This window comes from Clostridium sp. (genome assembly GCF_036643715.1).
In the GTDB taxonomy this organism is placed as follows: domain Bacteria; phylum Bacillota; class Clostridia; order Clostridiales; family Clostridiaceae; genus Clostridium.
The window spans coordinates 36,148-63,109 of the sequence record NZ_JAVXRL010000005.1 but is presented as its reverse complement, the minus strand read 5'-3'; the positions used below and the strand labels follow the sequence as shown (position 1 = coordinate 63,109).

23 protein-coding genes are annotated in these 26,962 nt (G+C 28.1%); 7 read left to right on the top strand and 16 right to left on the bottom strand.

Annotated features, from left to right (window positions below):
- The first annotated feature begins 144 nt into the window (after positions 1 to 144).
- Both RSF37_RS02940 and RSF37_RS02935 read left to right on the top strand, forming a co-directional pair.
- A complete protein-coding gene (locus RSF37_RS02940; RefSeq protein WP_332562893.1) occupies positions 145 to 1,518 on the top strand; it encodes a sigma-54 interaction domain-containing protein in 1,374 nt (457 codons plus the stop codon).
- A 147-nt stretch (positions 1,519 to 1,665) separates the two neighbouring features.
- Positions 1,666 to 2,184, top strand: coding sequence for a DUF5698 domain-containing protein (locus RSF37_RS02935; RefSeq protein ID WP_332562892.1), 519 nt, complete (start codon positions 1,666 to 1,668; stop codon positions 2,182 to 2,184).
- Between the two features lie 40 nt (positions 2,185 to 2,224).
- Here the strand turns inward: RSF37_RS02935 and RSF37_RS02930 are convergent, their stop codons facing one another.
- From RSF37_RS02930 to RSF37_RS02895, 8 genes are all read right to left on the bottom strand, one after another.
- Positions 2,225 to 4,813 carry an FAD-dependent oxidoreductase gene (locus tag RSF37_RS02930; protein WP_332562891.1) on the bottom strand — a complete coding sequence of 863 codons (2,589 nt, stop codon included), beginning with the start codon at positions 4,811 to 4,813 and terminating at the stop codon, positions 2,225 to 2,227.
- A 50-nt stretch (positions 4,814 to 4,863) separates the two neighbouring features.
- Positions 4,864 to 5,901 (bottom strand): DMT family transporter, encoded by a 1,038-nt coding sequence (locus tag RSF37_RS02925; RefSeq protein ID WP_332562890.1) that lies wholly within the window; start codon positions 5,899 to 5,901, stop codon positions 4,864 to 4,866.
- A 363-nt stretch (positions 5,902 to 6,264) separates the two neighbouring features.
- The gene (locus tag RSF37_RS02920; protein ID WP_332562889.1) at positions 6,265 to 6,882 is read right to left on the bottom strand and encodes a DUF975 family protein; all 618 of its coding nucleotides are present in this window, start codon (positions 6,880 to 6,882) and stop codon (positions 6,265 to 6,267) included.
- 33 nt (positions 6,883 to 6,915) lie between these two features.
- Positions 6,916 to 7,539: a DUF4004 family protein gene (locus RSF37_RS02915; RefSeq protein WP_332562888.1), complete on the bottom strand. Its 624-nt coding sequence runs from the start codon at positions 7,537 to 7,539 to the stop codon at positions 6,916 to 6,918.
- A complete protein-coding gene (locus RSF37_RS02910; RefSeq protein ID WP_332562887.1) occupies positions 7,524 to 8,252 on the bottom strand; it encodes a hypothetical protein in 729 nt (242 codons plus the stop codon). Before RSF37_RS02910 ends, RSF37_RS02915 begins: the two co-directional genes overlap by 16 nt.
- Before the next feature lie 12 nt (positions 8,253 to 8,264).
- Positions 8,265 to 8,972, bottom strand: coding sequence for a hypothetical protein (locus RSF37_RS02905; RefSeq protein WP_332562886.1), 708 nt, complete (start codon positions 8,970 to 8,972; stop codon positions 8,265 to 8,267).
- A 160-nt stretch (positions 8,973 to 9,132) separates the two neighbouring features.
- On the bottom strand, positions 9,133 to 9,858 hold the full coding sequence (locus tag RSF37_RS02900; protein ID WP_332562885.1) for an ABC transporter ATP-binding protein: 726 nt from the start codon (positions 9,856 to 9,858) through the stop codon (positions 9,133 to 9,135).
- A 12-nt stretch (positions 9,859 to 9,870) separates the two neighbouring features.
- The gene (locus RSF37_RS02895) at positions 9,871 to 11,433 is read right to left on the bottom strand and encodes an ABC transporter permease/substrate-binding protein (RefSeq protein WP_332562884.1); all 1,563 of its coding nucleotides are present in this window, start codon (positions 11,431 to 11,433) and stop codon (positions 9,871 to 9,873) included.
- A gap of 143 nt (positions 11,434 to 11,576) precedes the next feature.
- On the opposite strand from RSF37_RS02895, the gene RSF37_RS02890 reads away from it, so the two are divergent.
- A complete protein-coding gene (locus RSF37_RS02890) occupies positions 11,577 to 12,878 on the top strand; it encodes a pentapeptide repeat-containing protein (RefSeq protein ID WP_332562883.1) in 1,302 nt (433 codons plus the stop codon).
- A 68-nt stretch (positions 12,879 to 12,946) separates the two neighbouring features.
- Here the strand turns inward: RSF37_RS02890 and RSF37_RS02885 are convergent, their stop codons facing one another.
- The 6 genes from RSF37_RS02885 to RSF37_RS02860 all read right to left on the bottom strand — a co-directional run bounded on the left by RSF37_RS02885 (position 12,947) and on the right by RSF37_RS02860 (position 20,276).
- On the bottom strand, positions 12,947 to 14,731 hold the full coding sequence (locus RSF37_RS02885) for an ABC transporter ATP-binding protein (protein WP_332562882.1): 1,785 nt from the start codon (positions 14,729 to 14,731) through the stop codon (positions 12,947 to 12,949).
- A complete protein-coding gene (locus RSF37_RS02880) occupies positions 14,725 to 16,515 on the bottom strand; it encodes an ABC transporter ATP-binding protein (RefSeq protein ID WP_332562881.1) in 1,791 nt (596 codons plus the stop codon). Before RSF37_RS02880 ends, RSF37_RS02885 begins: the two co-directional genes overlap by 7 nt.
- 151 nt (positions 16,516 to 16,666) lie before the next feature.
- A complete protein-coding gene (locus RSF37_RS02875) occupies positions 16,667 to 17,611 on the bottom strand; it encodes a siderophore ABC transporter substrate-binding protein (RefSeq protein WP_332562880.1) in 945 nt (314 codons plus the stop codon).
- A gap of 24 nt (positions 17,612 to 17,635) precedes the next feature.
- Complete coding sequence (locus RSF37_RS02870; protein WP_332562879.1) at positions 17,636 to 18,391, bottom strand: iron ABC transporter ATP-binding protein; 756 nt, start codon at positions 18,389 to 18,391, stop codon at positions 17,636 to 17,638.
- Entirely contained in the window at positions 18,388 to 19,341 is a 954-nt protein-coding gene (locus RSF37_RS02865; RefSeq protein WP_332562878.1) for an iron chelate uptake ABC transporter family permease subunit, read from the bottom strand. The genes RSF37_RS02870 and RSF37_RS02865 overlap by 4 nt, the downstream gene beginning before the upstream one ends.
- Complete coding sequence (locus tag RSF37_RS02860; RefSeq protein ID WP_332562877.1) at positions 19,341 to 20,276, bottom strand: ABC transporter permease; 936 nt, start codon at positions 20,274 to 20,276, stop codon at positions 19,341 to 19,343. The genes RSF37_RS02865 and RSF37_RS02860 overlap by 1 nt, the downstream gene beginning before the upstream one ends.
- A gap of 188 nt (positions 20,277 to 20,464) precedes the next feature.
- Here RSF37_RS02860 and nagZ point away from each other — a divergent pair, with 188 nt between their 5' ends.
- The 4 genes from nagZ to RSF37_RS02840 all read left to right on the top strand — a co-directional run bounded on the left by nagZ (position 20,465) and on the right by RSF37_RS02840 (position 23,094).
- Positions 20,465 to 21,664 carry a beta-N-acetylhexosaminidase gene (nagZ, locus tag RSF37_RS02855; RefSeq protein ID WP_332562876.1) on the top strand — a complete coding sequence of 400 codons (1,200 nt, stop codon included), beginning with the start codon at positions 20,465 to 20,467 and terminating at the stop codon, positions 21,662 to 21,664.
- A gap of 105 nt (positions 21,665 to 21,769) precedes the next feature.
- Positions 21,770 to 22,273 (top strand): CarD family transcriptional regulator, encoded by a 504-nt coding sequence (locus tag RSF37_RS02850; protein WP_332562922.1) that lies wholly within the window; start codon positions 21,770 to 21,772, stop codon positions 22,271 to 22,273.
- 180 nt (positions 22,274 to 22,453) lie between these two features.
- A complete protein-coding gene (locus RSF37_RS02845) occupies positions 22,454 to 22,744 on the top strand; it encodes a hypothetical protein (protein ID WP_332562875.1) in 291 nt (96 codons plus the stop codon).
- 17 nt (positions 22,745 to 22,761) lie between these two features.
- Complete coding sequence (locus RSF37_RS02840) at positions 22,762 to 23,094, top strand: hypothetical protein (protein ID WP_332562874.1); 333 nt, start codon at positions 22,762 to 22,764, stop codon at positions 23,092 to 23,094.
- Positions 23,095 to 23,145: 51 nt separating this feature from the next.
- On the opposite strand, the gene RSF37_RS02835 is transcribed toward RSF37_RS02840, so the two are convergent.
- The gene (locus RSF37_RS02835; RefSeq protein ID WP_332562873.1) at positions 23,146 to 26,037 is read right to left on the bottom strand and encodes a cellulose binding domain-containing protein; all 2,892 of its coding nucleotides are present in this window, start codon (positions 26,035 to 26,037) and stop codon (positions 23,146 to 23,148) included.
- Between the two features lie 193 nt (positions 26,038 to 26,230).
- Positions 26,231 to 26,896: a hypothetical protein gene (locus RSF37_RS02830; RefSeq protein WP_332562872.1), complete on the bottom strand. Its 666-nt coding sequence runs from the start codon at positions 26,894 to 26,896 to the stop codon at positions 26,231 to 26,233.
- Positions 26,897 to 26,962: the final 66 nt, after the last annotated feature.

Genomic DNA, 26,962 nt, shown 5'->3' with positions numbered 1-26,962 from the left:
AATATTAACTTAAAAGGTAAAATTAAAAAAAATTTCATAGTTGTACATAAGTTTCATCTATTAATAATTTTTATAATATACTCTAATATGATAAAATTAAATATCCAAGAAAATATATTATATTTTATAAAGGTGGTCTCGTTTTTGAAAGATTTAAATTTAAATTATTACAAATCAATTATTAATACATTAGATGATGCAGTGCTAACTATTTCTAAAGATTTAGACTTAGTCTATGTGAATACTAAAGCATCATCATTATTATTAAAAGAAACTAGCTTCGAAGAATTTGATATTCTAAAGTCGTTTCCTAAATTGAAATCTATTTTTCTACCACAACCTATAAATTCACATATAGACACAATATCATTAACTATAAATAATATAAATTTTGAATGCGATATTAATAAATTGATGTTAGATGATTTAGATTTTGTAGGATACATTATCATATTAAAGGAAACTAAAAAATTAATAAAAGTAGCAAATAAATTGATTTCTTCTGATGCACCTTATACTTTTGACAACCTAGTTGGTAACAGCCCTCAGTTAAATGAGGTGATTAATATAGCAAGAATAATTTCTAAAAGCCCCTCCACTGTTTTAATTACCGGTGAAAGTGGTTGTGGTAAAGAATTAATGGCACAATCTATACATAATGCAAGTTCTAGATTGAATGAACCTTTTATAGCATTAAACTGTGGTGCCATTCCAAAGTCATTAATTGAAAGCGAACTATTTGGTTATGATGAAGGTGCATTTACAGGAGCAAAAAAGGGTGGAAAAATAGGAAAATTCGAACTTGCAAGTGGCGGTACTTTATTTTTAGATGAAATTGGAGAAATGCCTTTAGAGATGCAAGTACATTTACTAAGAGTTCTTCAAGAGGGTGTAATAACTAAAGTTGGTGGTAAAAACCCTATAAAAATAGATGTACGGATTATAGCTGCTACAAATAAAGATTTAAAAGAGGAAATTAAAAATGGAAAGTTTCGAAGTGACTTATATTACAGATTAAATGTAATTCCACTACATATCCCTCCTCTTAAAGATAGATTTGGAGATGTTCCAATATTAATTGATCACTTTTTGAAAATTAAAAGTGAAAAATTAAATAAACCTATACCTAATATATCTGATAGATTATTTAAAAAAATGATTTCCTACTGTTGGCCAGGAAATATACGTGAACTTGAAAACTGTATTGAAAATATAGTTAATCTTAATGGTGAAACAAGTTATGAAATGAATTTTGATGAATGTATTTGTTTGAAATATGATAATCTAGGAAATATTATAGAACATTTCTGCGATGATGGTAGTTGTCTTATATGTAATCCTATTACCCCTAGTGTTGAAAATGAATTACCATTAACTACTTTATTAGAATTAGAACAACATGCAATTAAACAAGCAATTACTCACTTCAATGGAAATATGACAAAAGCAGCTACAAGCTTAGGCATTAGTAGAAATGCTTTATACAATAAAATTAAACGATATAACATAAATAAATAATATTTTCTTCATAAAATAGCCTTATATTAACTATACTATGATTATCTACTAAATTCTCTATTTTACATTATTTAATTAATATGACATACATGAAATATTACCTTATAATATAATTGTAAAATATTGTAATTGATTGGAGGGATCTTTTTGTTAAATGCACTAACAATTTTAATGTTACAAATGATATATGTTCCTCTTTTAACCTTAAGAACTACATTTGTTGTTAAAGGCAAAAAAGGGCAAGCATCTTTAATAGCCTTTTTAGAAGCAATAATTTATATTTTAAGTCTAGGAATTGTATTTTCTGACTTAACTAATATATTAAATATTGCAGCATATATAATAGGTTACAGCATTGGAATATATATAGGTGGTATGATTGAGGAAAAATTAGCTTTAGGGTATCGAGCCGTTCAAGTTAATATTACAAATGAAAATTTAGAATTAATTAACTTACTACGAAGTTTAAAGTTTGGGGTTACGACATTTGTAGGTACAGGAATAAATTTTGAAAAAAGGTACCGCCTAGAAATTATTTCACATAGGAGTAGAGAAAATGAATTAATTTCTTTAGTAAAGAACATGGAACCTTCTGCATTTATAGTTTCCTATGAACCTACTCAATTTAAAGGTGGATATTTGATGAAACAATTTAAAGAAAAATAAATGAGTTGTTTTATAACAACTCATTTATTTTAAAGTATATTTATTTATTATGTGATTCAAACTTAACTTTAGTTTGTAATCTTCTTTTCCACATTTCTTCCTCTGATTTATATCCTCTGATTTTCTTATCATTAATCATATGAGTGTCTCCATACATTAAATCTAGAATATGAACTGCATCCATTCCGGCAGCTTCCATAGTCCCTCTACATGAACCACAGTAAGTTACTACTTGATCACTATTAAAGTCATTCTTTCTTCTATTATATAATTTTTCATAAAGTTCTGGATTTGAGCTACAAGCCATTCCGCCAACTCCACAACACCTTGTGTTCTTTCTGTTATGGTCTATCTCTGACCATTTGTACTTCATTTTATCAAGTATCCATCTGACACTTTCATGGTGAGATTCAATGTCTCTAGTTACACAAGAATCATGAATATTTAACACTATATCAGATAGTTCTCCAATCCCAATCGCTTCATGTGGCATTCCAATTTCTTCTTTAATTAAATCCCAATATGATATTACCTTTTGATTTTTACATGTTTCTGAATAAACTTTATAACATGACGGACATATAGTAACTATTACTTCTGCTCCTATCTCATCAAATTGGTCAATAACTTTCTTATTGATATCTAGGTATCTTTCCTCTTCCCCAACTAGCATTGATACTTTTCCACAACATTGTAATATAGCTCCGACATTCTCTTCACCTAAAGTATTTTTCAAATGACTTAGTACTTTATCACAAGCATCTGGAATATAGGCTGGCACCGTACAACCAGGCACAAATACATACTTTGTCTTCTTAGCTCTTCCATGCTCAGCCTTTACTGTAGTTGAATATTCTTTAGCAGATTCTTTTTCTTGCTGTGGTGCAACATATTCAAGTTCTTTAAGAGGAGCATAACCATTATTTTCTTTTGCAAATTCTTCTTTCATTTCTATAAAATTATCTTTTATATTAAAATTCTTAGGACAAACAATAGTGCATTGACTACATTGATTGCATGAATATGCTATCATCTTGTCCATATTCTCATATCCTTTTTCTAGATATTCTTTAAATAACTTTTTAGGGCATTCTGTATATTCTCTAAGCATTAAACATTCCTTCATACAAAGCTTACACTCACATTGTCTACATCTATCTGCTTCTCTTCTTGCTTCTTCATCTGTATATCCAAGTGATACTTCATCAAAAGAATTTAATCTATTTTCTACAGAAAGCTCCTCCATATCTTCTCTAACTCTTACAATCTGCTCCCAATTAGTTGGCATATCAAGCTTAGTTTCATATGTCCAAGTTTCCTTTAAATCTCTTCCTTCTGTTAATGATTCACCATTTAAAAATCTTTTAACGGACTCAGCACCTCTTCTACCTGTTGCCATAGCTTGAATTACTATAACAGATTCTCCTGAAGCATCTCCAACAACAAAAACTTTTGGATTTGACTTTGATTGAAGTGTTTCTTTATCACATTCAAAACTTGTGTTTTTTCTCTGCTCTAAATTCCCTTCAGCAAAATGTCCATCGACACCTTGTCCTATAGCAAATACTATAGTATCAATTTCGATTTCCATAGTTTCATTTTCATCAAATATCGGAGAAAACATTCCGTCTTCATTAAACATACTTAAACATTTTTTTAAAATGACTTTTGATACTCTATTATTTGAATCTATTTCTATTTCCTTTATAGCCTCTGCATGATTAAATATAATACCTTCTTCTAAAGCTCCTTTTATTTCATGTCCAGATGATGCCATACTATCAAAACTGTCTTCTAAACATATTGAATATACATCTTCAACACCATTTATTCTCTTTGAAACTCTACAGCAATCCATTGCGACATCGCCACCACCAACTACTAGTACTCTCTTTCCAGCATCCTTTATATCTCTAGTAAGTGCCACTTCTTTTAAATAATCAGCTGCACTAAATATACCTTTTGCATCAAAATTCTTTAAACTTTTATCAACTCTTCCGCTATGTTTTCCAACTGCGACTATAACAGAATCAAAATTTTCTATTAATGCATCAAATTTTATATCTACACCCACTTCGATACCAGTTTTAAACTTAACACCGATTTTATCTAAATAGCTTATTTCTTTGTTTAAAACATTTCTTGGAAGCCTATATTCAGGAATACCAACAGCCATCATGCCTCCTCGTACTGGTAGTTTTTCAAATACAGTTACATCTATCCCTTCTTTTCTTAGTTCAAGTGCTGACTGTAACCCTGATGGTCCGGATCCAATAATCGCTACTTTTTTTCCTATATCTTCTTTTGTTTTCAAATCCCAATTTTCTTCTCTATCAAAATTATCTGCAGCATATCTTTTTAAAGATGCAATAGCCATTGGACTTTTGCCTTCATTCCATTTACATTGCTTTTCACAAGGATGAGCACATATTCTTCCTAAAGTTCCTGGTATAAATAAGTCATTTCTTATAACCTTTATTGCCTCTTCTCCATTACCTTCTTTTATTAACCTTACATAAGACTTAACATCAGTATGCATAGGACAAGTAGCTACGCATGCAGCTTCAGAATCCCCCATGCAATTCTCTACAATATCTTTCATATTTTCTATTATTTTATCTTTTAACATTTAAATTCCTCCAGTTGTTCTCTGATTGTAGTTCCGTTCATCCATTTTTTCTACATTATATTTTCACTTGATTCCTCTTCATCTTTAGACTTCTTCTTAAAAGATTTTGGGTCTATAGCAAAAATAAATACTCCAAGTACTATAACTACTCCCCATAAAGCTAATGAAGGTGTTATTTTATCTCCAAATAGTAACGCACTAAATACTATTACCCATAGGGCCGCTGTACTATTTAATGCAGTTCCCATAGCTGAACCAATTAAATCAACAGCCTTATACCATGATAAGTAAGTTATCGCTCCAAGTATCGCTATTGCTGCATACTTATAAACTAATCCAGTTTTTATTATGTATCCTGCTAATGGGTATCCTCCAATTAATGGTAGAACTATAACTGCATATGATACCATTGCTATAAAATATCTAAGTGCTAAAAATTGTTGTGGTGATGCTTCAACATCATCTTCGCCTTTTATATGTTTCATTGCAAATCCGATTATTACTCCTTCAAGTGCCCATCCAAATACTGCAACTATTGCAAACATAATTCCCATAAAAAATGTTCCAGGAACATTTCCTGATGGATTAAATCCAAGCATAAATGAACCAAATAAACTTACGGCTATACCAATCACTGCTCTTCTTGATAACTTCTCTTTTAATACTAAATATGAAAGGATTGCACCAACTCCAGGATATATTACTGAAATACTTGATGCATATGGTGCTGTTGCATATTTTATTGCTAGCAAATATGCACTCATTCCAATAGGAGAACCAACTAGTGCCGCGATAGCTGCCGCTTTTCCCTTTTTTGTTTTGAAAAGTAAATAAAATACTTGTTTTAATTGCTTTCTAAATAAAAGAACTAATGCAACCCAAATAAAACAAAAACTCTCATGAAAGAATGCTGTCACAAGTGGTGAAAATTCAAAACTATTCCCAAATACACCTTGTGATAATGCAAATGCTTTATCTGTAAATATTTTATCTAATCCAACTCTCCCCATTAATACTCCATCTAATCCCCATGCAAGACCAACTAAAATACCAAACATTAAACCTTTTTTAAATTTCTTATTATCCATAACTCTTTCCTTTCTTTTGTTCAAAATTTATTTTTTTATTTGCAATTATTTATACTAGCAAGTTTCATGCCAAAATTAGAAATAGCTATTTTGTTAAATTTATATCTAACCTCACTTCTGTTTCATTCAAATAGTTACACTTCTAGCTAAAAATAGTGTAATTTATAATTACACTGTCATTATAAATTACACTATTATCAATTTATTTTTCTCATTTAATGGTATTTTTACTATTGGTTAATTTAAACAATGTATTTTTTTGTTAAATGAATAACATTTTAAACGTATGATAAACATTTATTTAAAATAAATGCAAAAAAGAAGATCTTAATACATCTAAGTATCAAAATCTTCTTAAATTTATTAACGGTTTTTAATTGTTAAATAAAAATTGGCTGTTGTTACTGAGTAGTATGGTGCTACCCATAAAAGCCCTATGCCACAAGTAAATATCCCTAATAAATACCAGCCTATAAAACTAAGTTGTAAAACAAAATAATCCCATTTGTAACCATTCATAATCATTGCACTTTCTTTCATACATTCAGTAATAGACTTACTATTATCTTCTGCTAAAATAAAATAACATTGAGATAACATTAATCCAACTATTATTCCTGGAATTATAAAAAGAAAAGTTCCAATTATTATACTTATTGTTACTAATAAATATAAGCATAGTGCTTTAGGTAAAATCTTAAATTGTGAAAAAAGATCTCCTATAGTTGCACTGTCATCATTTCTTGTGAATTTTAATAAGAATTTTGAAAAGCCTACATTTATAGGTCCTGCAATTATAAAGCCAATTATTCCAATTATTCCACTTGTAATTGCAAACCTTGTATTTATATCATCTACATCAGTTGTAAATTTTAACATTCCTGTAGTTAATCCAAAACATAATGTTACTAAAATAGCTAGGCCCCATCTACCTTTCAACTGATCTTTTGAATTTTGTTTAAGCTCTCCTCTAAATATCATAATACCACCTACTTAAAGTTATTTTCTTTACCATTATACACCAAACTTTTTAATTTTATTAATGATATCACATATTTTAACTTCATATATTATTTTTGCATCATTATCCTTAAATATTTCTTCACCACTAAAAACAACATAGTAAAAACAAACCCCAAGTTTTCTCTTAATTAAAAGTACTTCTTCGCCTTTAAGGTTATTATAAGCATCAGAACTTCCACTTACTATATTATTCACTTCATTAATATTTAAGAGAGCTGTATTTATTAGTTCATCATAAAGAAATAGTTCAAATAATTTGCTACTATTATATACTTTATACTCACCCATAAGCCCCTCGAATTTTTCTAATACATTTAAACTTACAACACCATTTTCAATAATATATCTTCTTAATAGAGATATATTTTCTATATTTGGATTTGAAAATCTTTCAGCTAATTCATCTAATGATAATTCATCTTTAAGTTCTATTATTTGCTTAATTCTATCTAATATCTTTTCTTTTGGGAAAAATGTTTCTTGCCCTGTTGAAACACTCTTCTTAATAAACCATTCTTCTGGAATTATATTTTTCCTCTTCCATCTATATAATTGTCCATATGATATTTCTGTATCTATTAATAAATCTTTTTTTGAAATTAATTCTTCATGCATATCTTTTCCCTCACTATACTTTTATCATCTACCGTTAATTCATTTGAATATTCTACTCTATCAATTTTGCATCCTTTTCCAATAGTAATATTTTCGCCACGCACAACTTTACATATGGTGTTCTCTAGAAATATTGTATCTCCTTCAATGCAGTCGCACATAACATCTCCTCTACCATAAGGGGTAAATATTCTAGTTAAAATTCTTTTACTATCATTATTTCTTATGCTTATCTTTTCTCCACCAATTTCTTTTATATTACAATTTCTATACGTAATTATTTCTACATTATCAGCAGAAAGTAAATTATCAATATTTATTGCCCCCCACCCATAAAAAGATGTACCTTCAAAACTTCCATTAACACGTAGTTCTCCCATTACTTCTATATTTTCAAAGGATGAATCTTCTTTAATACTTAATTCTCCTCTTACTATAGTATTATTTTTAAAGTTACCTTTTAAAACTCGTGCAGAACCATTTATACTAAATAAGTCACTTGAATTAACCTCCCCATCTGAAATAAAAGAACCATTTATTTTAATCTCATTTGCCTCAATACTTTTCTCACTTTTGCAAGATCCAGAAATTTTTAAAAGTTTTGCACTGATGTCATCCATTATTCTTCCAGAACCAGCTATTTTTATATTATTATAAGTTCCTTTACATACAACTCCATCACCATATATCTTCAAATCATTATACTCATTCATTATTAATATCTCCTATCCGATTAATATTTTTTCTTTTACTATAGCGCCATCATTAATAGATAAATTTTTACTATATTCAACTCTATCTATTACAGATCCAATTCCAATAGTTATATCTCCACCTCTAACTACTTTAGCCTTTGTTCTTTCAAGATAAATCTTATCACCTTCTATTAGATCACTTACAAGATTACCTTTGAAAAATATTTCACTAACCCCCCCATGTGTTCTTCTTCGTACAACTATTTCTTCTCCGCCGATTTCCTTTATCTTAGAAGTTTTAAACATGTTAATATTTATATAATCTGCTGAAAGTAATCCATCAATATTTACTACCCCTTCAGATACGAATTTTCTTCCCTCTGCTCCATTTAAACCTTTGATAACACCATTTATTTCTAAATTATCAAACTGAATTTTAGACAATACTTTTGCATATCCATTAATTCTAATATCTTTTCCTTTAATTCCATCCTTACAAGTTATACAACCGCTTATTTCAATTTGCTTAGTGCTTTCAATAAATGCATAAGTTGTAAATTTACCTGATATATTCATATTTTCTGAATTTATTACTCCAATTGACTTGCCAAGACCTGATACATCTAAGCTTTTACTTTTAATATCACCCACTACCTTTCCCATTCCAGAAATAGTAATTCTATCGTACTCTCCACTGCCTACAGTACCATTGCCTGCTATATCCATATTATTTAACATTTATACTCCTCCTTTAACGTAACATTGTTTTATAACTTATTATAAAAAAAAGAACATATTTATATTTTATGCCTTTTTTAACCTTCATATCATTTGTTTATCTCATTATAACGTAACATTGTTTTATTGTAAAGAATAATAATCATCAAAAAGATGATTATTATTCTCCAATAAGTTTTTTTACAAAATCACTTTTAGGATTTTCCCTAATTTCACTAGGAATGCCTATTTGTTCTATTTCTCCATCTTTCATTACTACAACTTTACTTCCTAGCTTTAAAGCCTCTTTAATATCGTGAGTAATAAAAAATATAGTCATATTAAACTTCTTTTGTATTTTTAATATTTCATCTTGTAGCGACTTTCTAGTAATTTCATCAACTGCTCCGAAAGGTTCGTCCATAAGCAAAATATATGGGTCTGATGCAAGGGCTCTTGCAATACCGACTCTTTGCTTTTGCCCTCCACTTAATTCATCTGGATATTTATCTATTAACTCTTCATCTAATTCTAAAATATCCATAAGTTCCAATACTTTTTTACGACTTTTATCCTTATCCCTCTTTTCAAGTTCTAGTACAAATGAAATATTTTTAGAAACTGTCATATGAGGAAATAGTCCTATTCCTTGGATTACATAACCAATATTTTTTCTAAGATCTGAAATATTTACTTTTGATATATCTTTTCCATCAATAATAACTTCTCCACTATCTGGCTTTAAAAGCCCATTTATAAGTTTTAGTGTTGTAGTCTTACCACTTCCTGAACTTCCAATTAAAGTTATAAACTCTCCTCTATCAATTTCCAAGTTAAAGTTTTTTAATACACCAGTATCACCATAAGCCTTAGTTACATTATTAAACTTTATTATAGTCTTCTCCATTTCCCCCTCCTATTAATCAATAAGCCCTTTATTATTTAAAAATTCCCTAGCTATATCTTTATCATCTCTTTTATCCACTTCAACCTCATAGTTCATTTTTATAATGTCTTCTTCACTTATCTTTCCTTCTAACAAATTTAATATATCAGCTAGTTCTTTATTTTCTAATAAAGCCTCTTCTCTTACTACAGTTCCAGCAAAATAGTCTTTAAAAAACCTTTTATCATCTTCTAACACAGTATACTCCTTATCAATAAGTTTCCCATCCGTTGTTGAAGCTGTTATTACATCAACTTTTCTTGAATGAAGTGCTTCATATTTAAGTCCCATATCTAAATCAAGCTTATCTTTAAACTCAAATTCATATAGTCTTGATATAGCATCATATCCATCTTCTCTTTCGTAAAAATCATATTCAGCACCAAAGATTAATTCATCACTTAATCTTCCAAGGTCAGAATATGTTTTAATATTATATTTTTCACATGTATCTGTTCTCATTACTATTGCATAAGTACTGTTGTAACCATAAAGGTTTAACCAGTTTAAGTTATATTTATTTAAATAATCTTTCCTTAGTTCATCATAAAGTTTGTCATTATCATCTAAAGGTTTGTTTTTAAGTACATATTCCCATGAAGTACCTGTGTATTCTGGGTAAATATCAATTTCACCTTTTACAATCGCAGGATGTATATTTGCTGTACCTCCACCAATCCCTTTCTTTATTTCAACTTCTATATCCAATTTGTCTTCTATTAACTGTCCTATTATTTCTGTTAAAATATATTGTTCTGTCATTGGCTTTGATGCAATAACAAGTTTATTATCATCTTTAACTGAATTTACTATAAATAAACATATACATATTACTAAAATACATACTGCTACTAACTTCATTTTGAATGTTACGTTTATTTTTTTATTTCTTCTATTTGATGTTCTATAATTTAGATATTTTTCTATCTTAGATAATAAGCCATCTACAATTAAAGCTATAAGTGCAATTAGTATACTACCAGCTATAGTCATCTCAGTATTATTAGTAGTTATACCCCTCCAGATACTAACCCCAAGACCTCCTGCCCCTATAAATGATGCTATACCACAAAGAGCTATTGTCATAACTGCCATATTTCTAAATCCTGAAAATATAACTGGCACTGCAAGAGGTAATTTAACTTTATATAGAAGTTGAAATTTCGTAGTCCCCATTCCCCTGCCAGCTTCAATTATATTATTGTCAATATTCAAAATTCCTGCATTTGTATTAGTTACCATTGGAAGAAGGCCATATATGGATAACGTTATAATTGCAGTAATATTACCAACTCCTGATATTGATACTAAAAATCCTAAAATCGCAATTGATGGTATTGTATATAAGAAATTTGTAATGCCTTTTATTAATGGAGATAATTTCTTATTTTCTGTAATTAATATACCAAGTGCAATACCAATTACAGCTGCAATAATTATTGATATAGTAGATAACATTAAATGCTCAAATATTAGTTCTAAGAAAAAGTCACTTTTATCCTTATATAGATTTAATACCCCTTTTATAAATTCCATACTCCCCCCAGTTTTAATATTGCTTACAAACATTATATTTTACTTAAGTTTAATTTATTACTTAGAGAAACACTTTCGAATAATGTTTATATACTAAGTAAATACTAATGCTATTAAATATCTTTATATACAGGGGGGCAATAATGAGCGTTAATTATAAAGCACGTGACCTTGAGCTAACTGATAAAATAATTGAACTTAGGAAAATCAGAGATAATTTATACTCTAAGAAAAAAGATACATTATTGCAAAGAAAACATGCAAATGAAAGTGAACTATTTAATCAAACAATACATAATAACAATAGCTTAAAAATCCATTCAAATTTTACATATAAGTGTTATAAGTTTGTAAGTTTTAAAAAACTATACTTTGGTAAAGCATATGCATTAAGTGAATCTAATTATATAACAGTTAGCAATATTGAATTTTACTTTGTTAAATTTGATCACTGCAGTTTTAATAATATAGTTTTTAGCGACTGTCACTTTTATGGTTGTATATTTAATGGATGTACAACTACTAGTGGTAATTTCATATTTAAATCTTGTTACTTTAGAGGTGCTGAGACAAACTGCATTAATAATAGTCATATAGTTCAAAATACTTGTACCGAATTTATTGAATGCATGCTTAGTATTTCATTTAACAATTGCTTTGCTGCTTATTTATTATTTGATAAATGTAAATTAATTTCTAGCAACTTTACTTCCTGTGATATTCCAGATTCAATATTTAATAACTGTGGTTTCTATTCAGTAAATTTTATTAATTCAAATATTAATAAACTATCAATAAAATCTATTGAACATTACGAATTAGAATTTCATAATGTTTTTGATATTTGGGATGTTGATAATGAAATTTATATTAGTTTCAAAGGTATTAGACAAATAAATAAAATATGTAAAAAGAAAACACCAAAAGAATGTATAGATTTTTATAAGAACTTATCTAAAATGTATTTTACTCTAAGCAAGTTACTTAATAAAAATAATATTAATGATGAGTTAGCTATTGAATATACATATTTATATAATTATTTTTCAATGAAAACTAAAAAGAACTTTTTAGATAGGTTTATATTCTATATAAGTTGGAGTTTGTGTGGATTTGGAGATAGAATGAGTAGATTCCTCCTTTGGTTTTTAATATTTATTTTATCTACAAGTTTAGCTTATATGTTCTGTGGACTTTCTCTTGATGGAAATGGAGTGATAAAGTATTCTATTTCAACTATATTATCAACTCCCGTTTCCCAAATAATAGCTGATTTTTTAACATGTATTCACTTTAGTATCGTAACATTTTCAACTGTTGGCTACGGTAATATAACCCCCTACGGGTCTAGTTATGTAGTATCAGCTATACAAATAATTATGGGAATAGTATTTGTAGCTATTTTCACATCAGTTATAGTTAAAAAATTTCTTAAAACCCTTTAGTCTTTTATAAATATTAGTATCAAAATAAATAAAACCACACCTATAATAGATGTGGTTTTACATATCATTTAGAAATTGTACCATTTACTTTGTGCTTCATACATTTCTTTATACTTACCATTTTTATTTATTATTTCTTCATGACTTCCAACTTCACTAATTTTCCCATCATCAAGAACTACAATTCTATCTGCGATCTTTACAGTCCCCATTCTGTGGGTAACTATAATAGCCGTTTTATCTTTAGAAATCTCTTTGAATTTATTAAATATTTTACCTTCTTCTATAGGATCAATAGCTGCTGTTGGTTCGTCTAATACAATTATATTATTAAAATTATATAGACCTCTTGCAATAGCTATTCTTTGCCACTGTCCTCCTGATAAATCTATTCCATCAAATTCCCTAGATAGCATTGTATTTAACCCATCAGTAAAGCACTCTCTATTTAGATCAACATCAACCTCTTTTAAATTTTCCTTTATACTATTTAAATCTACTCTATCAATATCACTAATAGATATATTATCTGCTAAAGAAAATTTATATTTTTGAAACTTTTGAAACACTGCCGATGATTTGCTAAAAATTGATTTTTGACTAATTTCTTTAGTGTTGTAATTATCATAAATTACATCACCTTTAGTTGGAAGATATAATCCAAGTATAACTCTCATTAATGTACTTTTTCCTGCTCCATTTTCACCAACAATAGCAATAGTTTCTTTTGCATTTATTTTTAAATTAATACTATCTAAATTAAGCTTTTCACTACATGGATAAGAGAAAGAAACATTTTTAAGTTCAATTTCAGGAGCTTCTAATAATTCAACGTCCTTTCCTCCTCTTTCTTCTAAATCTAAGAAATTAATAAGATTTTTTACTGCTCCAAAATTTCTTGATACATTTCCTATATGCATACAAATAGCCTCTTCTGTTAACATAAATACCATTCCAACTGATGATAAAACGGCACCAAAAGCACCAATAGTTATTTTACCATCCATTAAACTAATAAATAATAAAAATAAAATTATTCCATATCCTACAAGAGTAAAACATTTCATTAATAGTTCAAGTGAATTAGTCTTTTTCTCAGCCTTCCATATTTTCTTACTTAAAATATCTAAAGATTTTTTATACTTCTTATTAAAATAAGAAAAAGCTCCAAGCAATCTAGTTTCTTTAAAGTATTCTTTGTCAATTATGCATTTTTCATAATATTCAAACTCTCTTCTCGTATTTGCAGATTCATTCTCAAGATTTGCAAAAAGTTTAACTTTTATAAATTCATTTATTATTACAGGAACAAATGCACACAAAATAGCAAAAATAAGTATTGGATTTAAACTATATAAATATATTCCCATAAAAACAAAGTATGGTACATATGTTGTAATTATCATTCCTAATACACCAATTAGTTGTATTCCTCCCATAACCCCTTGATGAGCCTTATTAATATCATCTAAAGTTTCTGTTACTTCAAAGTTAATTGGTTCAATTTTGCTAGCTTTCTTATTAACAAAGTTAGTTATATATCCAGCTGCTACATTAAATAATTTATTACCATTTAAATTGATCATAACATTTATTATATTTGAAGCTATAAATATAAAAGCTAAAAATAGTCCTGCAATAATTGTAACTTTTATTGTTGTCTTGCCACTTGCTAAATCGGTTGCTGAGTTAAAAAACTTTTCAGTTGCAAATGTTGTTCCTACCATAAAGATACTTCCGACTATTCCCAAAATAATCATAAGTAAAAAGTTAAAAGGAGTTGCCTTAATAACCATTGGCAATATTTTTTTAAATACTTGTAATGTAGATATGTTATTATCTTTCTTTAACACGCATACCACTCCTTTTGACTATCATACATATTTTTATAAACTCCATTGAGTTCCATAAGTTCATTATGAGAACCTTTCTCTGCAAGCTTTCCATTTTCTATAACAAATATTTCACTTGCAAGTTTAGTTGAACCTAATCTATGACTTATAAATATTGTAGTTTTATTCTTACTTATCTTTTCAAAGTTCTCATAAACTTTGCTTTCACTTACAGGATCTAATGCTGATGTTGGCTCATCTAATATTCGAAGTTCAGCATCACTTACAATTGATCTTGCCATGGCTATTCTTTGCCATTGACCTCCTGATAAATCAACTGAATCCTTTTTAAGTTTTCCTAAATTGCTATTAATACCTTTTTTAAGAGAATTAATTTTCTCATCAATTTCAATAGTTTTAGTAGCATCTTTAATAGCATAATCAAATTCTCTATCATCCATAGAATTAATATTTCCAAGTGCTATATTATCTTTAACTGATACGAAATACTTAGCAAAATCTTGATATACAACAGAAGTTAGTCCTTTAAGTTCACTTTGAGTATATCTTTTTATACTTTTACCATTAACTAATATATCTCCATCGAATTCATTGTAAAGACCTGTTATAAGTTTTGTTAATGTTGTTTTACCTGAACCGTTAGCACCTACTATTGCATAATGTTTTCCTTTTTCAATTTTAAAAGATAAATCTTTAAATATATAATTATCTGTTCCTGGATATTTAAATGAAACATCTTTGAATTCTAAACTATCTAAGTTCACATCATTAGTTGGAAGGTCAATTGCTCCACCTTCTTCCTCTAATGAAAAAAATTCATTAACCTCTTTAAAGTATTCCTTATTTTTAGTTAATTCCTCAATTAACATTGATAATCTCCATGACATATCTTTAATTAAATCCATAACTCCATAACCAATTGAAATGAAAACTCCAATTGTTATAGTGCCTGCCTCAAGAGGTTTTAAAAATATAAATAAAATTATAATAGATATCATCGATGTCATAAGACTACCTAAACTAGATTTAATATTCCAATCCCTTTGAACTTTATATTCTAGTTTTCTAACATTCTCATAAATACCGATCCACTTATTACTAAGTCCCTCTCCATACTCAAACAATGTCCTTTCATCTACAAATTCCCTATTAGTTAATACTAAACCTATATAATCTGACTTTCTTCTCTCTTTTGCTACTCCTTTTGTTACTTCATATATAGCTTTTCCACCTTTTATTGCCAAAATAAATAACGGTAAAGAAAGAACTAGTATAATGATTGCTGCCCACCAAGCATAATAAAATAATATTCCTAAAATACCAATAATTCTAACTATTAAAGCTACCATAGATAATAATGAGTTAAATGCATTTTTAATAATAATCTCAGGCTCTTTTGAAACTCTTGATATAAGGTTCCAGCTTTCTTCATTTTCAATATAAGAATATTTTAACTTTGCTATCTTTTCAGTTATTGAAACTCTATACTGTTTCTTTAATTTAATTTCTAATTTCACATTTACAAATCCAATCAATTTTTCAGAAATCCAATTGATTGCTACAACTGATACTAAAGTAAGTATAGGTAAATATATTTCATTATAATTAGCATTACCACCTGCAATAGCTATTGATTTATTTAAAAATGCTGCTATTGATATCATCTCTAAAGTTGGTGCTAATCCACTAAATATTTTTTGTATTATAATGACTATTGATTCTAAAGTAGCACACTTAAACGGTATTAAAATGACTTCTTTTAAAAAAATGCGACCATCCCCCATAAATATAACCCCCTTTTGTTAAATGTTTACATTATAATTATAACCCAAGTGTTGTAATCTCCTATAGTGGACATACTACATATTAAGTGGATTTTTTATATATAAGGGAAATAAAAATAAGGACAGTATTACTATCCTTATTTTCAAATCATTATATTGCCTTTTCTATCTCTTCTACCATAGCTTCTGTAGCCATAATTCCACTTCCACCTAAATACCAAACTTGTGTATTTAAATATTTAATATTGCCATCTTTATATGCCTTAGTATTTTTAGTTAATTCATTTTCAATAACATCTTTAGCAGGCTTTTGATTACCACCTGCAACTATTCCTTTATCTATAACAAATAAATAATCTGGATTTTTTGATGCTAAATATTCATACGAAACATTTTGTCCATGGCTTGAAACTTCAATGTTATCATCGGCTGGAGTAAATCCAAACTTATCATATATAGTTCCAAATCTTGACCCTTGTCCATATACACTAATATTCCCTTCATTAACCATCGCTACTAATGCAGTTTTCTTATTAGAAGAAACTTTCTTTGATACTGCTTCAATTCTTTTATTTAAACCCTCTATCTTTTCATTAAGTTTCCCTTCTTCACCATAGATAGCTCCAATAGCCTTAATATTTCTATCTAAAGAACCAAAGTGATCTGAGCCTTCTGTCCCAAGCATTATAGTTGGTGCAATTTTATTTAATTCATCATAAAATTTTTCTTGTCTTCCTTCTATAATAATTAAATCTGGCTTTAACTCATTAATTTTCTCCATATCAAACTCTTTTAATGTGCCAAGATCTTCGTACTTACTTTCTTTGTACTCTTCTAAATAGCTTGGAAGTCCTGACTTTGGAAGAGCAATTGGTTTTTTTCCTATTGTTTGCATAATATCTAATGAACCAAAATCTAAAACAACAACTCTTTCAGGATTTTTAGGTACTTTAGTCTCACCTTTTCTATGAGTTACTAAAACAGTCTCTTTCTCCTCTCCAAAAACATCCTTATCCTCTACAAATTTAGAATATCCAAAGGCTCCAATCATAGCAATTACAATTACCAAAACAATTATTCCAATTTTCTTATTCATATTATTATCTCTCCTTCTATATTTTTAAAAATATACACATATTCTCTTATCATTAATTTCTGTTATATTAAAATCCATATCATAGATTTCACAAAGCTCACATTTTCTAATAACATCTTCTGATTTACTATTTTTAACTACCTTTCCATCCTTTAAAGCAACTATATTATCTGAATAACAAGATGCAAAATTAATATCATGAAGCACGATAATTATTGTTTTTCCAAGATCATGTACCATTTCTTTTAAAAGTTTCATCATCTCAACTGAGTGTTTCATGTCAAGATTATTAAGAGGCTCATCTAAAAGTATGTAATCTGTATCTTGAGCTATAATCATTGCAATATATGCTCTTTGCCTCTGTCCACCACTTAATTCATCTAAATACTTATCGCTAATATCACTAAGTTTCATATATTCAATTGCACTATTAACTAACTTCTCATCCTCTTCCTTAAGTTTTCCTTCGCAATACGGAAATCTTCCAAAAGAAACTAACTCTTTTATAGTTAACCTAATATTTATATTGTTACTTTGTCTTAGTATAGATATCTTTTTAGAAAGTTCCTTGCTATCCCATTTCTTAAGTTCAATACCTTCAATGTAAACTTCGCCTGAATCAATATCCATTAGCCTTGATATCATTGATAATACTGTACTCTTACCAGCCCCATTAGGTCCAATAAATGAAGTTATCTTACCTTTTTCTATATTAAACGTAACATCTGATACTACACTTTTATCTCCATAAGACTTACATAAATTTTTAATTTCTATCATACTCTGCTCTCCTTTAATAAAAGATAAATGAAATATACTCCTCCAATAAAATTAATAATTATTCCAATAGTTGTATTAAATTTAAATACTCTTTCTACTAAAAATTGTCCTCCAACTAATGCAAGTACACTTATTATTATTCCTCCTAATAGCATTTCCTTATGATTAAAAGTTTTAAATATTTCATAAGTTAAATTAACGACTAATATTCCAAGAAATGTTATAGGACCAACAAGTGCAGTAGAAAGTGCTACTAGTGATGTTACTATAATTAATATTTTTTTACTTAACTTATCATAATTTATTCCTAGATTTATAGCTTGATCTCTTCCAAGCGACATAACATCTAATTTCTTAATGTCATCATAAAGAAATGCGAAAATTATAAGAAGTATGATTACAGCAATAAATAATATATTAGTGTTTACTGAACTAAACGATGCAAATAGTTTACTTTGTAGCGCATCAAATTCATTAGGATCTATTAACACTTGCATAAAAGTTGATCCACTTTTAAATAGTCCCCCAAGTACAGTTCCAACTAATAAAAGAAATAATATATTCCCCTTACCCTTATTAAAAATTACTTTGAAAAGGATAGTTGAAAATATAACCATGAGTCCACCTGAAATTAGAAAATTTACGGTGCTATTTGTCATCATTATAGAACTTGATCCAAAAATGAAAACTGTAAATGTTTGAATAAGCCCATATAGAGAATCTAATCCTATTATGCTAGGTGTTATTATTCTATTATTTGTTACTGTTTGAAACAGTATTGAAGAAACTGCAATAGCTCCTCCAGCTATTAAAATACCAATTACTTTTGGAATTCTCTTTTGAATATTATAATCAAAGTTATTACTGTTTAAACCATACAAAATATATAATGCTATACATATTATAGCTACTATTCCAAGTATAATTATTTTCTTTTTGTTTTCTCTCATTACTTATTCCTCCTAAATATTAGGTATAGGAATATTACTCCACCTATAACTCCAACAGTTAAATCTATTGGTATTTCATATGGGAATATTATAATTCTACTTATAACATCGCATATAAGTAAGAATATCGCTCCAAGGAGTCCAACAATCGGCATATTCTTAGCTAAATTATCCCCTGAAAATATTGAAACTATATTTGGAATTATAAGTCCTATAAATGGAATAGTACCAACTGTAATAACAACTAAGGCTGATATTAGAGAGACTATAGTAACACCTACATTTGTAACTCTTTTATAGTTAAGCCCTAAGTTTGTTGACATTTCCTCTCCCATTCCGGCAATAGTAAACTTATGAACATATAAAAATGCTATTACAACCATAGGAATACTTAAATAAAGCATTTCGTAATTTCCTTTTATTATGCTTGAAAAATTTCCTTGAAGAAATGAACCCATATTTTGTATTAAGTTAAACTTAAAAGCAAAGAAATCAGTTATTGATCCAATTACATTACCAACCATAATACCAACAAGAGGTATAAAAATTGTATTCTTAACTTTAACTTTTTTAAGTATGATCATAAATATGAAAGTTCCTATTAAGGAAAAAATAAAGGCTAGAATCATCTTTTGTGTCATAGTAACTTGTCCAAATAGTATTATAGAAAATAATACTCCAAGTTTCGCTGAATCTATTGTGGCTGCTGTAGTTGGTGAAACAAACTTATTATTACTTATTTGCTGCATTATTACACCGCAAATACTCATTCCACAACCAGCTACTAAAATACTTATAAGTCTTGGTATTCTACTTATTAATAATATGTTAATCTCATCTTGTCCCATACTGAAAATATTTATATTAGCAACTCCTATAAATAGTGATACTAGAGATAATATAATAACAATTGGGATTAAATATCTTTTTTTCATTATGCCCTCCATAGTTAACTGATAATTAATCTCATTTAATTATTTATATATTATCCTGCCTACTTAACATTGTCAATAGTTATTGATAATTATTTTCATTTATTTTTATTTTTGAATATATTTATAATAAAAAACATTAAAATTGGAAATAAATATAATAAGCAATTAAATACTTGAAAGGAATTATTATGTCTAAAAAATTTTTCATTTTATTTATAACCTTAAGTTCTCTTTTACTGTTAATTTTTAATGGAACTTCATCAAAAGATAATTTTCTTGATTCTAAAGAAGTAACTCAATTTGATAAAATATTAAATATTATTAATAGTATGTCTTTAGATGAAAAAATTGGTCAACTAGTTGTAAGTGGCTTTTACGGAACTAGTACTGATTCTTCTATTACAAAATTAATAAAAGAAGATAAGATTTCTGGTGTCATTTTATTTGGGCGCAATGTTTTAGATGCCCCTACTTTACAATCTTTAAATAAGAATTTAAAAGAGGTTAATAAAAGTAACAAACTACCTCTATTCATATCAGTAGATGAGGAAGGAGGCTTAGTTTCAAGAATGCCAAAAGAACTAAAAAAGCTTCCAAGTAATAAGTATATTGGAGATTTAAATAGTGAGACTATAAGCTATAAAGTTGGTGAGATTATTGGTGAAGAACTTTCTTATTTCGGATTTAATATGGACTTTGCACCTGTTTTAGATATAAACAGTAATCCAAACAATCCAATAATAGGAGACAGAGCCTTTAGTAATATTAAAGATGTTGTATCTAACCTTGGAACTTCTACAATGCTCGGCCTAACTTCTAAAAATATTATTTCAGTAGTTAAACACTTTCCAGGCCACGGTGACACATCAGTAGACTCTCACGTGAATTTACCTTTAGTTAATAATGATATTAACAGACTTAAATCTTTTGAATTCATTCCTTTTAAAAATGCAATTGATAAAGGTTGTGATGCAGTTATGGTATCACATATAATGCTTCCTAAAATAGATAATAAATATCCAGCTACTATGTCTTCAAAAATTGTAACTGATATTTTAAGAACTGATTTAAATTTTAAAGGGCTAGTTGTTAGTGATGATATGACTATGGGCGCTATTGCAGAAAATTATTCTTTAGATGATGCATCTGTTCAATCAATAAATGCAGGAGTTGATCTTCTTTTAATATGTCATAATTATGAAAATACTAAAGCTGTTCTTCTTGCATTAAAAAATGCTGTTCTTAACGGAACTATCACTCAAGAACGGCTAAATTCAGCCCTTTATAACATTATTTCAATTAAGAATAAATACTCATTATTTGAAGAGAAATCACCTTCTTATAATATAGAATCAATTAATGAAAAAATAGTAAATTTATTTAAATAAAAATTTTCCATTTTATAATTGACACTACTTTTACTTTATGATAAAATATAAAATTCGCCATTTTACATTTAATATGATATAATAATAATATAACCATATATGGAGGTGCTTTATTTGTTCAATATAGGAGATAAAATTGTTTATCCAAGTCAAGGTGTCGGTATCATTGATAGTATAGAAGAGAAAGAGTTTTTAGGTAATATGAAAAAATACTGTAGTATTCACCTAATTAGTAATAGTCTTAAACTTATGATGCCACTTGACCGCTTATCAGCCTCAAATATACGACCAATAACTGATTCTGAAGCTTTAGATAACGCTTTAAATCATATGGAAAGTTTCGCTGATGCAGTAGATGCCTTAAAAGATAGTACTTGTAAGGAAAGAATCCTTAACAATACTGCTAAATTCAAGGCTGGAACTTTACAAGATTTCATTGAGGTTGTATATAACCTTACAGAAATCAAAAAGGGTCATACACTAAATACTAGTGAAAATCAAATGCTTAAAAGCACAAGAAAATTTTTAATTGACGAAATCAGTTTAATTAAAGATATTAGTGGCTCTGAAGCTTCTGATTTATTAGATAGTTCACTATCTGTAATTTAGTACTTAAATAACTTTAGTTATATTAATAAAGCCGTATACATTTTGTATGCGGCTTGTTTAATTTATTTTATTTAGTATAAGTTAATCCAATCATTACTATAAGTAATTAATATTTCTTATAAAGTATGTAAAGGTCTATAATATTTATTAAGCAATAATCTATGAAAGGAGTTTTTTAATATGATACCTATTGAAGATTTTGTCCCAAAGACACTATCAAAATTAAAAATCATAGATATTGGAGACTCTTTAGATATAAGAACTTTCAAAAAGGACCGGAAAATATTAATAACTAAAATATCAGATAATAAAGTTAATATAATTGAACATGGTTTTTTAGATGTTACTTATTTAGATATTTCAATATCTAGTCTACCAAAACTTTTAAAAGAAATTAAAAAAAGAGAATTTCCACGAAGTAATAGAGCTCATTTTTCAGTTATAGATAAAAATTCTAAATTAAGATTTTAATTAAGAAGGTGCATACTATGGATAAAAAAGTAATTATAGAAGATAATATATCTTTTAGAAAATTTTTTAATAAAAATGAAAATTTCAAAACAAAAGTATTGGAGAATATTTATCTAGAACTTCCAGAAATAATAAAATACAAGCCTCATAAAATTAAAACTGCATATAATTTTAAGTATCACAATAAAACTATTTACGAATATAAAATAATTTTAGACGCTTATACAAATTGTAGAGTAGCCTTTATATATGAAGAAGATACATTACTTGTATTTTTTATTTCTAATATTATTATTAAACGTGAATTTGTTAAACTTTTAAGTAAATTTAGCGGAGTAACTCATAGTTGAAAATTTAAGGAGTAAAATAACATAGATTATGCTATTTTACTCCTCTTTATTTTACTTTACAGTTACATCATATATATTCATTCCGGCAGTGTTACCTTCACAACTTCCACCTATTGTAATCTTGTCCCCATTTTTTATTGTTCCATTCCAAGGTTTATTAGTTATTTTATAATACTCACCATCCTTTGTTAAAACGCCATCAGTATTTGATAATATCTTTTTATCAAACTTAAACATAAGCTCCCATGAATTAATATCCTTACCTGAGTTATTAGTTATTGTAATTGAGTAATTAGCGCCACTTCCCCAATCTGAAATTATTGCAAAGTCCACTTTAATTCCGCTTTCTGGTGCAGTATCTCTATTAACAACAACTACTATTTCATCACTTGAAGTAGTGCCATCTTTATTAATAAGATCTACTCTATACTTGAAACTTCCATTTTCCTTATTTTTAACTTTATGAATAAAGGATTCCTCGTTGATACTAACACTTCCACTCTTAACTATTTTCCCATCTTCATATAGTCTATAAGTTTCTCCTTTTGAGTTTTTAGGAATAGTTGCATTAATTACATAATCACCTTTGTTGTTATTATTATCTACACTTATTAAAGGTTTTAATGGAACTTCAACTGGTGGCGTTACATTATTATTTACATAAACAGTTATTATACTACTACTAGTTGAGCCATTCTCATTAAATAGCTCAGCTTTATACATATAAGTTCCTGTTGGCTTGTTTATAATATTTTCTGTTACTGTAGTTTCATTGTTATTTAAATTTCCACTTTTAATAATTTTTCCATTTTCATATAATTTAAATGTTGTACCTTTTGAATCTTTAGGTATTCTTACTTTTATATCATAATTACCATTACTATTCACTTCGCTTGTCTCAATAGTAGGCTCTAATGGTAAATCCTTATCTGGATTTCCATTTTCATTACTATCTAACATAACAACGTTATCATAATAATGTTGTGCTTTAGTAATCCAGAAATAATCATCTGTTGGAGGCGAACCAACTGCATCAGTACTAGCTCCTACCCCTGCACCGAAAAGTATTGACACTATACCAGCTTTCTTAGCTTCTTCAATATGGTCACCCCATGTAATCTTATCACCTTCAACTTTTATCTTCTCATCTTTACTTTCATTCTTACCAAAATAATTAGTTCTATTACTATTGCCTCCAGTAAATGTATCCCCAAAGAAATAAGTTGTTGCAGAATCCTCATAGTAACCTGCTTTGTTTTCTAATTCATTAAATTTCTCTCCATCATATGGACTTAACGAATCTGAACCATTTATATGACCAACTGGTATTTGCCATAATACCACAGGTAACTTTGTTTCTTTATGAAGTGTTTCTGTGTAAAGAAGATAGTTATTCCAAATATCTGCATTCCAGAACCACTTAGATTTCTCTGGATCTTCAGCTGCTCCCGATTCAAAAGCACCATCTAATCCATATTTATCTATAGATATAAAATCAGCCCCATAAGATGTTATACCAGCACTATAATAATAGTCCGCTGTCTCTTTTGCTACTTGTTTTATAAATTCTCTTCCAGCATCCCATCCAAGAGATTCTGTTTTATGAAGCAATCCTTGATTTGGTATTTCATGACTTGAGTAAGACCAAATATTAAATTGCCATCCAAAGTAAGCCTCTTTGTAATATTTATCAACTGTATAGTTAATCGCTTCCACTAAACCCTTTACATTATTTTCAAATATAGGGTCTTTTCCTTTTTCTAGTACTCCAGATGAGTATACTGAATCAACTAAGGCTGATATTTCCTCAGGTTTTTTCCCTGATTGTTGCATCATGTAACCTAAAAAATCAGGTTCAAATACCATCCCTATTGTCTCATCTTTGCCATACTCTTTACATATGTCTAGAAGGAATTTTAAATCTTTAAAATATGCTTCCATATATTCTTTATCGTTAATATGTTTTAAATCGGTTTCATAACTTTCTTCATTATCTGGAATGTTATAGTATACAAAGAATGGTACCATACCCATTTTAAGACTCTCTGTTATATATGTCTTAGCTCTTGCACCATCTTCTGTTGTCCATGACCTCCAGCCTGTAAATGGACCTCCATTCATATAAATATATCTTACATCTGTTCTTTTATTTGTATAGTCTTCATCTGTATCTCTCCAGAAATTCAAATCTTCCTCTCTATCTTCTGAAACTTGTCCAATTGAAACATAGTCAGGCATTCCTGGAAGTTCTCCATTTACTTTTTTAACCCTTACTCCAACCTGTCTTTCATCTCCAGTTTTTGTATCAACAATTTTCAATCCACTTCTTCCATGGCTTATTCCAGAAACTTTAAGTTTATTTCCATTTACAATTTCTGCTTTAACAACATCCCTATTATTTGAGATAACTTTAAACTGAGCATCCTTATTATTAGAATTGCTTAGTTCATACTCTTCTATTCCTTGTCCAATTGTGAATTGAGCTTGTATTCCATTATCATCAATTTTATCGATAACTATTTTTGTGTTACCATTATTTCCAACGATAACTGATAACTCATTACTATTTGTTGCACCAAATTCATTAATGAATTCAGCATAATAATAGTAAGTTCCTACATTAGTTTTTCCTGTTACATTTATAATCACCTCTTGTGGTGATGGTGTGTTATCTTCTAGTTTCCCTTCTTCTATCATTGCATACTTTCCATTAGCTCCAAATTTTTCGTAAACCTTATAGCTTGTCGCATTACTACCATACCAAAGATTACATTTGATATTATAGTCACCATCAACATCTGTGCCCCACTGATCGTGAGTTAATGTTGGAGCTGATGGCTTGCTAGTTGCAAAAGCAAAAGCTTGTACTGGTGCAATAGACATAAACATAAAGAAACTTATCATTAGTGACAAAAGTTTTTTAGATTTTCCCCTTTTTTTCAATTTAAACATCCCCTTTTGTCAAATTATTTTCATAAACATACGCATTTTGTTAAAATTTGTATGTTTATATTTAAATTATCTCACCTATTTATTATGTATTCAACATTTTATTTAACCTAATTTTTTACATATTTCGCCTCCTAAAAAGTTTAAAGGCTGTTACAAGTGATAACTCACTTGTAACAGCCTACAATTAAAAACTTTCAATTATTTGTATCTTTTTATTTCTTCTAATTAGTTTCTTAATACTTATATAATCTTCATTTTTGCATTTTAATATATTTATTCCTTTATCATTACTTATATATAGGGCTTTTCTACTATTCCATAAAGCCTTTTTAACCTCTACCTTTTTAATTTCTTTAAAGGTAATATATTTGCAATTCCCTAAAAAAATCCCATCGACATAAACTATATCTTTAAACTTAATCATTTTATATATATTTATTAATATTATTGCAAAAGTAAGTAAAATTAAACAAAACATTATATTATTAGATTCATGTAACTTTAATATGCCATCAGTTTCACCAATACCTCTTAATTCATTAATTTCTTTATAATTCCTATTAATCTCTCTACAAAGTACAACCATTATTATTAAAATATATGAATTTATTAAAATACTATCAATATTTATCTTTTCATATATCTTTTCCTTTGTATTTAAATTGTTTTTCTTCAAATCTTCTTTTCCTTCAATCATGTCTATTATCGTATCAATTAAATTAGAAATAAATAATGTTCCTAGTCCTAAAACAATAAAAGTTTCGTTATTTTTAACTGCACCAAAAAGTAATATCATTATTGATATGATCATTACAATTCCAGAAATTTTTCTCTTAAACCTTTTTAACACCACACTACACCTCCCATTAAAATTCGCCTTAACATAATATTAACATATTAGTATTATAATTCCAAT

Excerpts from the sequence above, each read along its gene's own strand:
- RSF37_RS02875 (WP_332562880.1), bottom strand. The coding sequence starts at position 17,611 with ATGAATAAGAAAATTGGAATAATTGTTTTGGTAATTGTAATTGCTATG.
- RSF37_RS02865 (WP_332562878.1), bottom strand. The coding sequence starts at position 19,341 with ATGAGAGAAAACAAAAAGAAAATAATTATACTTGGAATAGTAGCTATA.
- RSF37_RS02870 (WP_332562879.1), bottom strand. The coding sequence starts at position 18,391 with ATGATAGAAATTAAAAATTTATGTAAGTCTTATGGAGATAAAAGTGTA.
- RSF37_RS02845 (WP_332562875.1), top strand. The coding sequence starts at position 22,454 with ATGATACCTATTGAAGATTTTGTCCCAAAGACACTATCAAAATTAAAA.
- RSF37_RS02910 (WP_332562887.1), bottom strand. The coding sequence starts at position 8,252 with ATGAATGAGTATAATGATTTGAAGATATATGGTGATGGAGTTGTATGT.
- RSF37_RS02860 (WP_332562877.1), bottom strand. The coding sequence starts at position 20,276 with ATGAAAAAAAGATATTTAATCCCAATTGTTATTATATTATCTCTAGTA.
- RSF37_RS02925 (WP_332562890.1), bottom strand. The coding sequence starts at position 5,901 with ATGGATAATAAGAAATTTAAAAAAGGTTTAATGTTTGGTATTTTAGTT.
- RSF37_RS02900 (WP_332562885.1), bottom strand. The coding sequence starts at position 9,858 with ATGGAGAAGACTATAATAAAGTTTAATAATGTAACTAAGGCTTATGGT.
- RSF37_RS02890 (WP_332562883.1), top strand. The coding sequence starts at position 11,577 with ATGAGCGTTAATTATAAAGCACGTGACCTTGAGCTAACTGATAAAATA.
- RSF37_RS02840 (WP_332562874.1), top strand. The coding sequence starts at position 22,762 with ATGGATAAAAAAGTAATTATAGAAGATAATATATCTTTTAGAAAATTT.
- RSF37_RS02915 (WP_332562888.1), bottom strand. The coding sequence starts at position 7,539 with ATGCATGAAGAATTAATTTCAAAAAAAGATTTATTAATAGATACAGAA.
- RSF37_RS02880 (WP_332562881.1), bottom strand. The coding sequence starts at position 16,515 with ATGGGGGATGGTCGCATTTTTTTAAAAGAAGTCATTTTAATACCGTTT.
- RSF37_RS02895 (WP_332562884.1), bottom strand. The coding sequence starts at position 11,433 with ATGGAATTTATAAAAGGGGTATTAAATCTATATAAGGATAAAAGTGAC.
- RSF37_RS02930 (WP_332562891.1), bottom strand. The coding sequence starts at position 4,813 with ATGTTAAAAGATAAAATAATAGAAAATATGAAAGATATTGTAGAGAAT.
- RSF37_RS02905 (WP_332562886.1), bottom strand. The coding sequence starts at position 8,972 with ATGTTAAATAATATGGATATAGCAGGCAATGGTACTGTAGGCAGTGGA.
- RSF37_RS02920 (WP_332562889.1), bottom strand. The coding sequence starts at position 6,882 with ATGATATTTAGAGGAGAGCTTAAACAAAATTCAAAAGATCAGTTGAAA.
- nagZ (WP_332562876.1), top strand. The coding sequence starts at position 20,465 with ATGTCTAAAAAATTTTTCATTTTATTTATAACCTTAAGTTCTCTTTTA.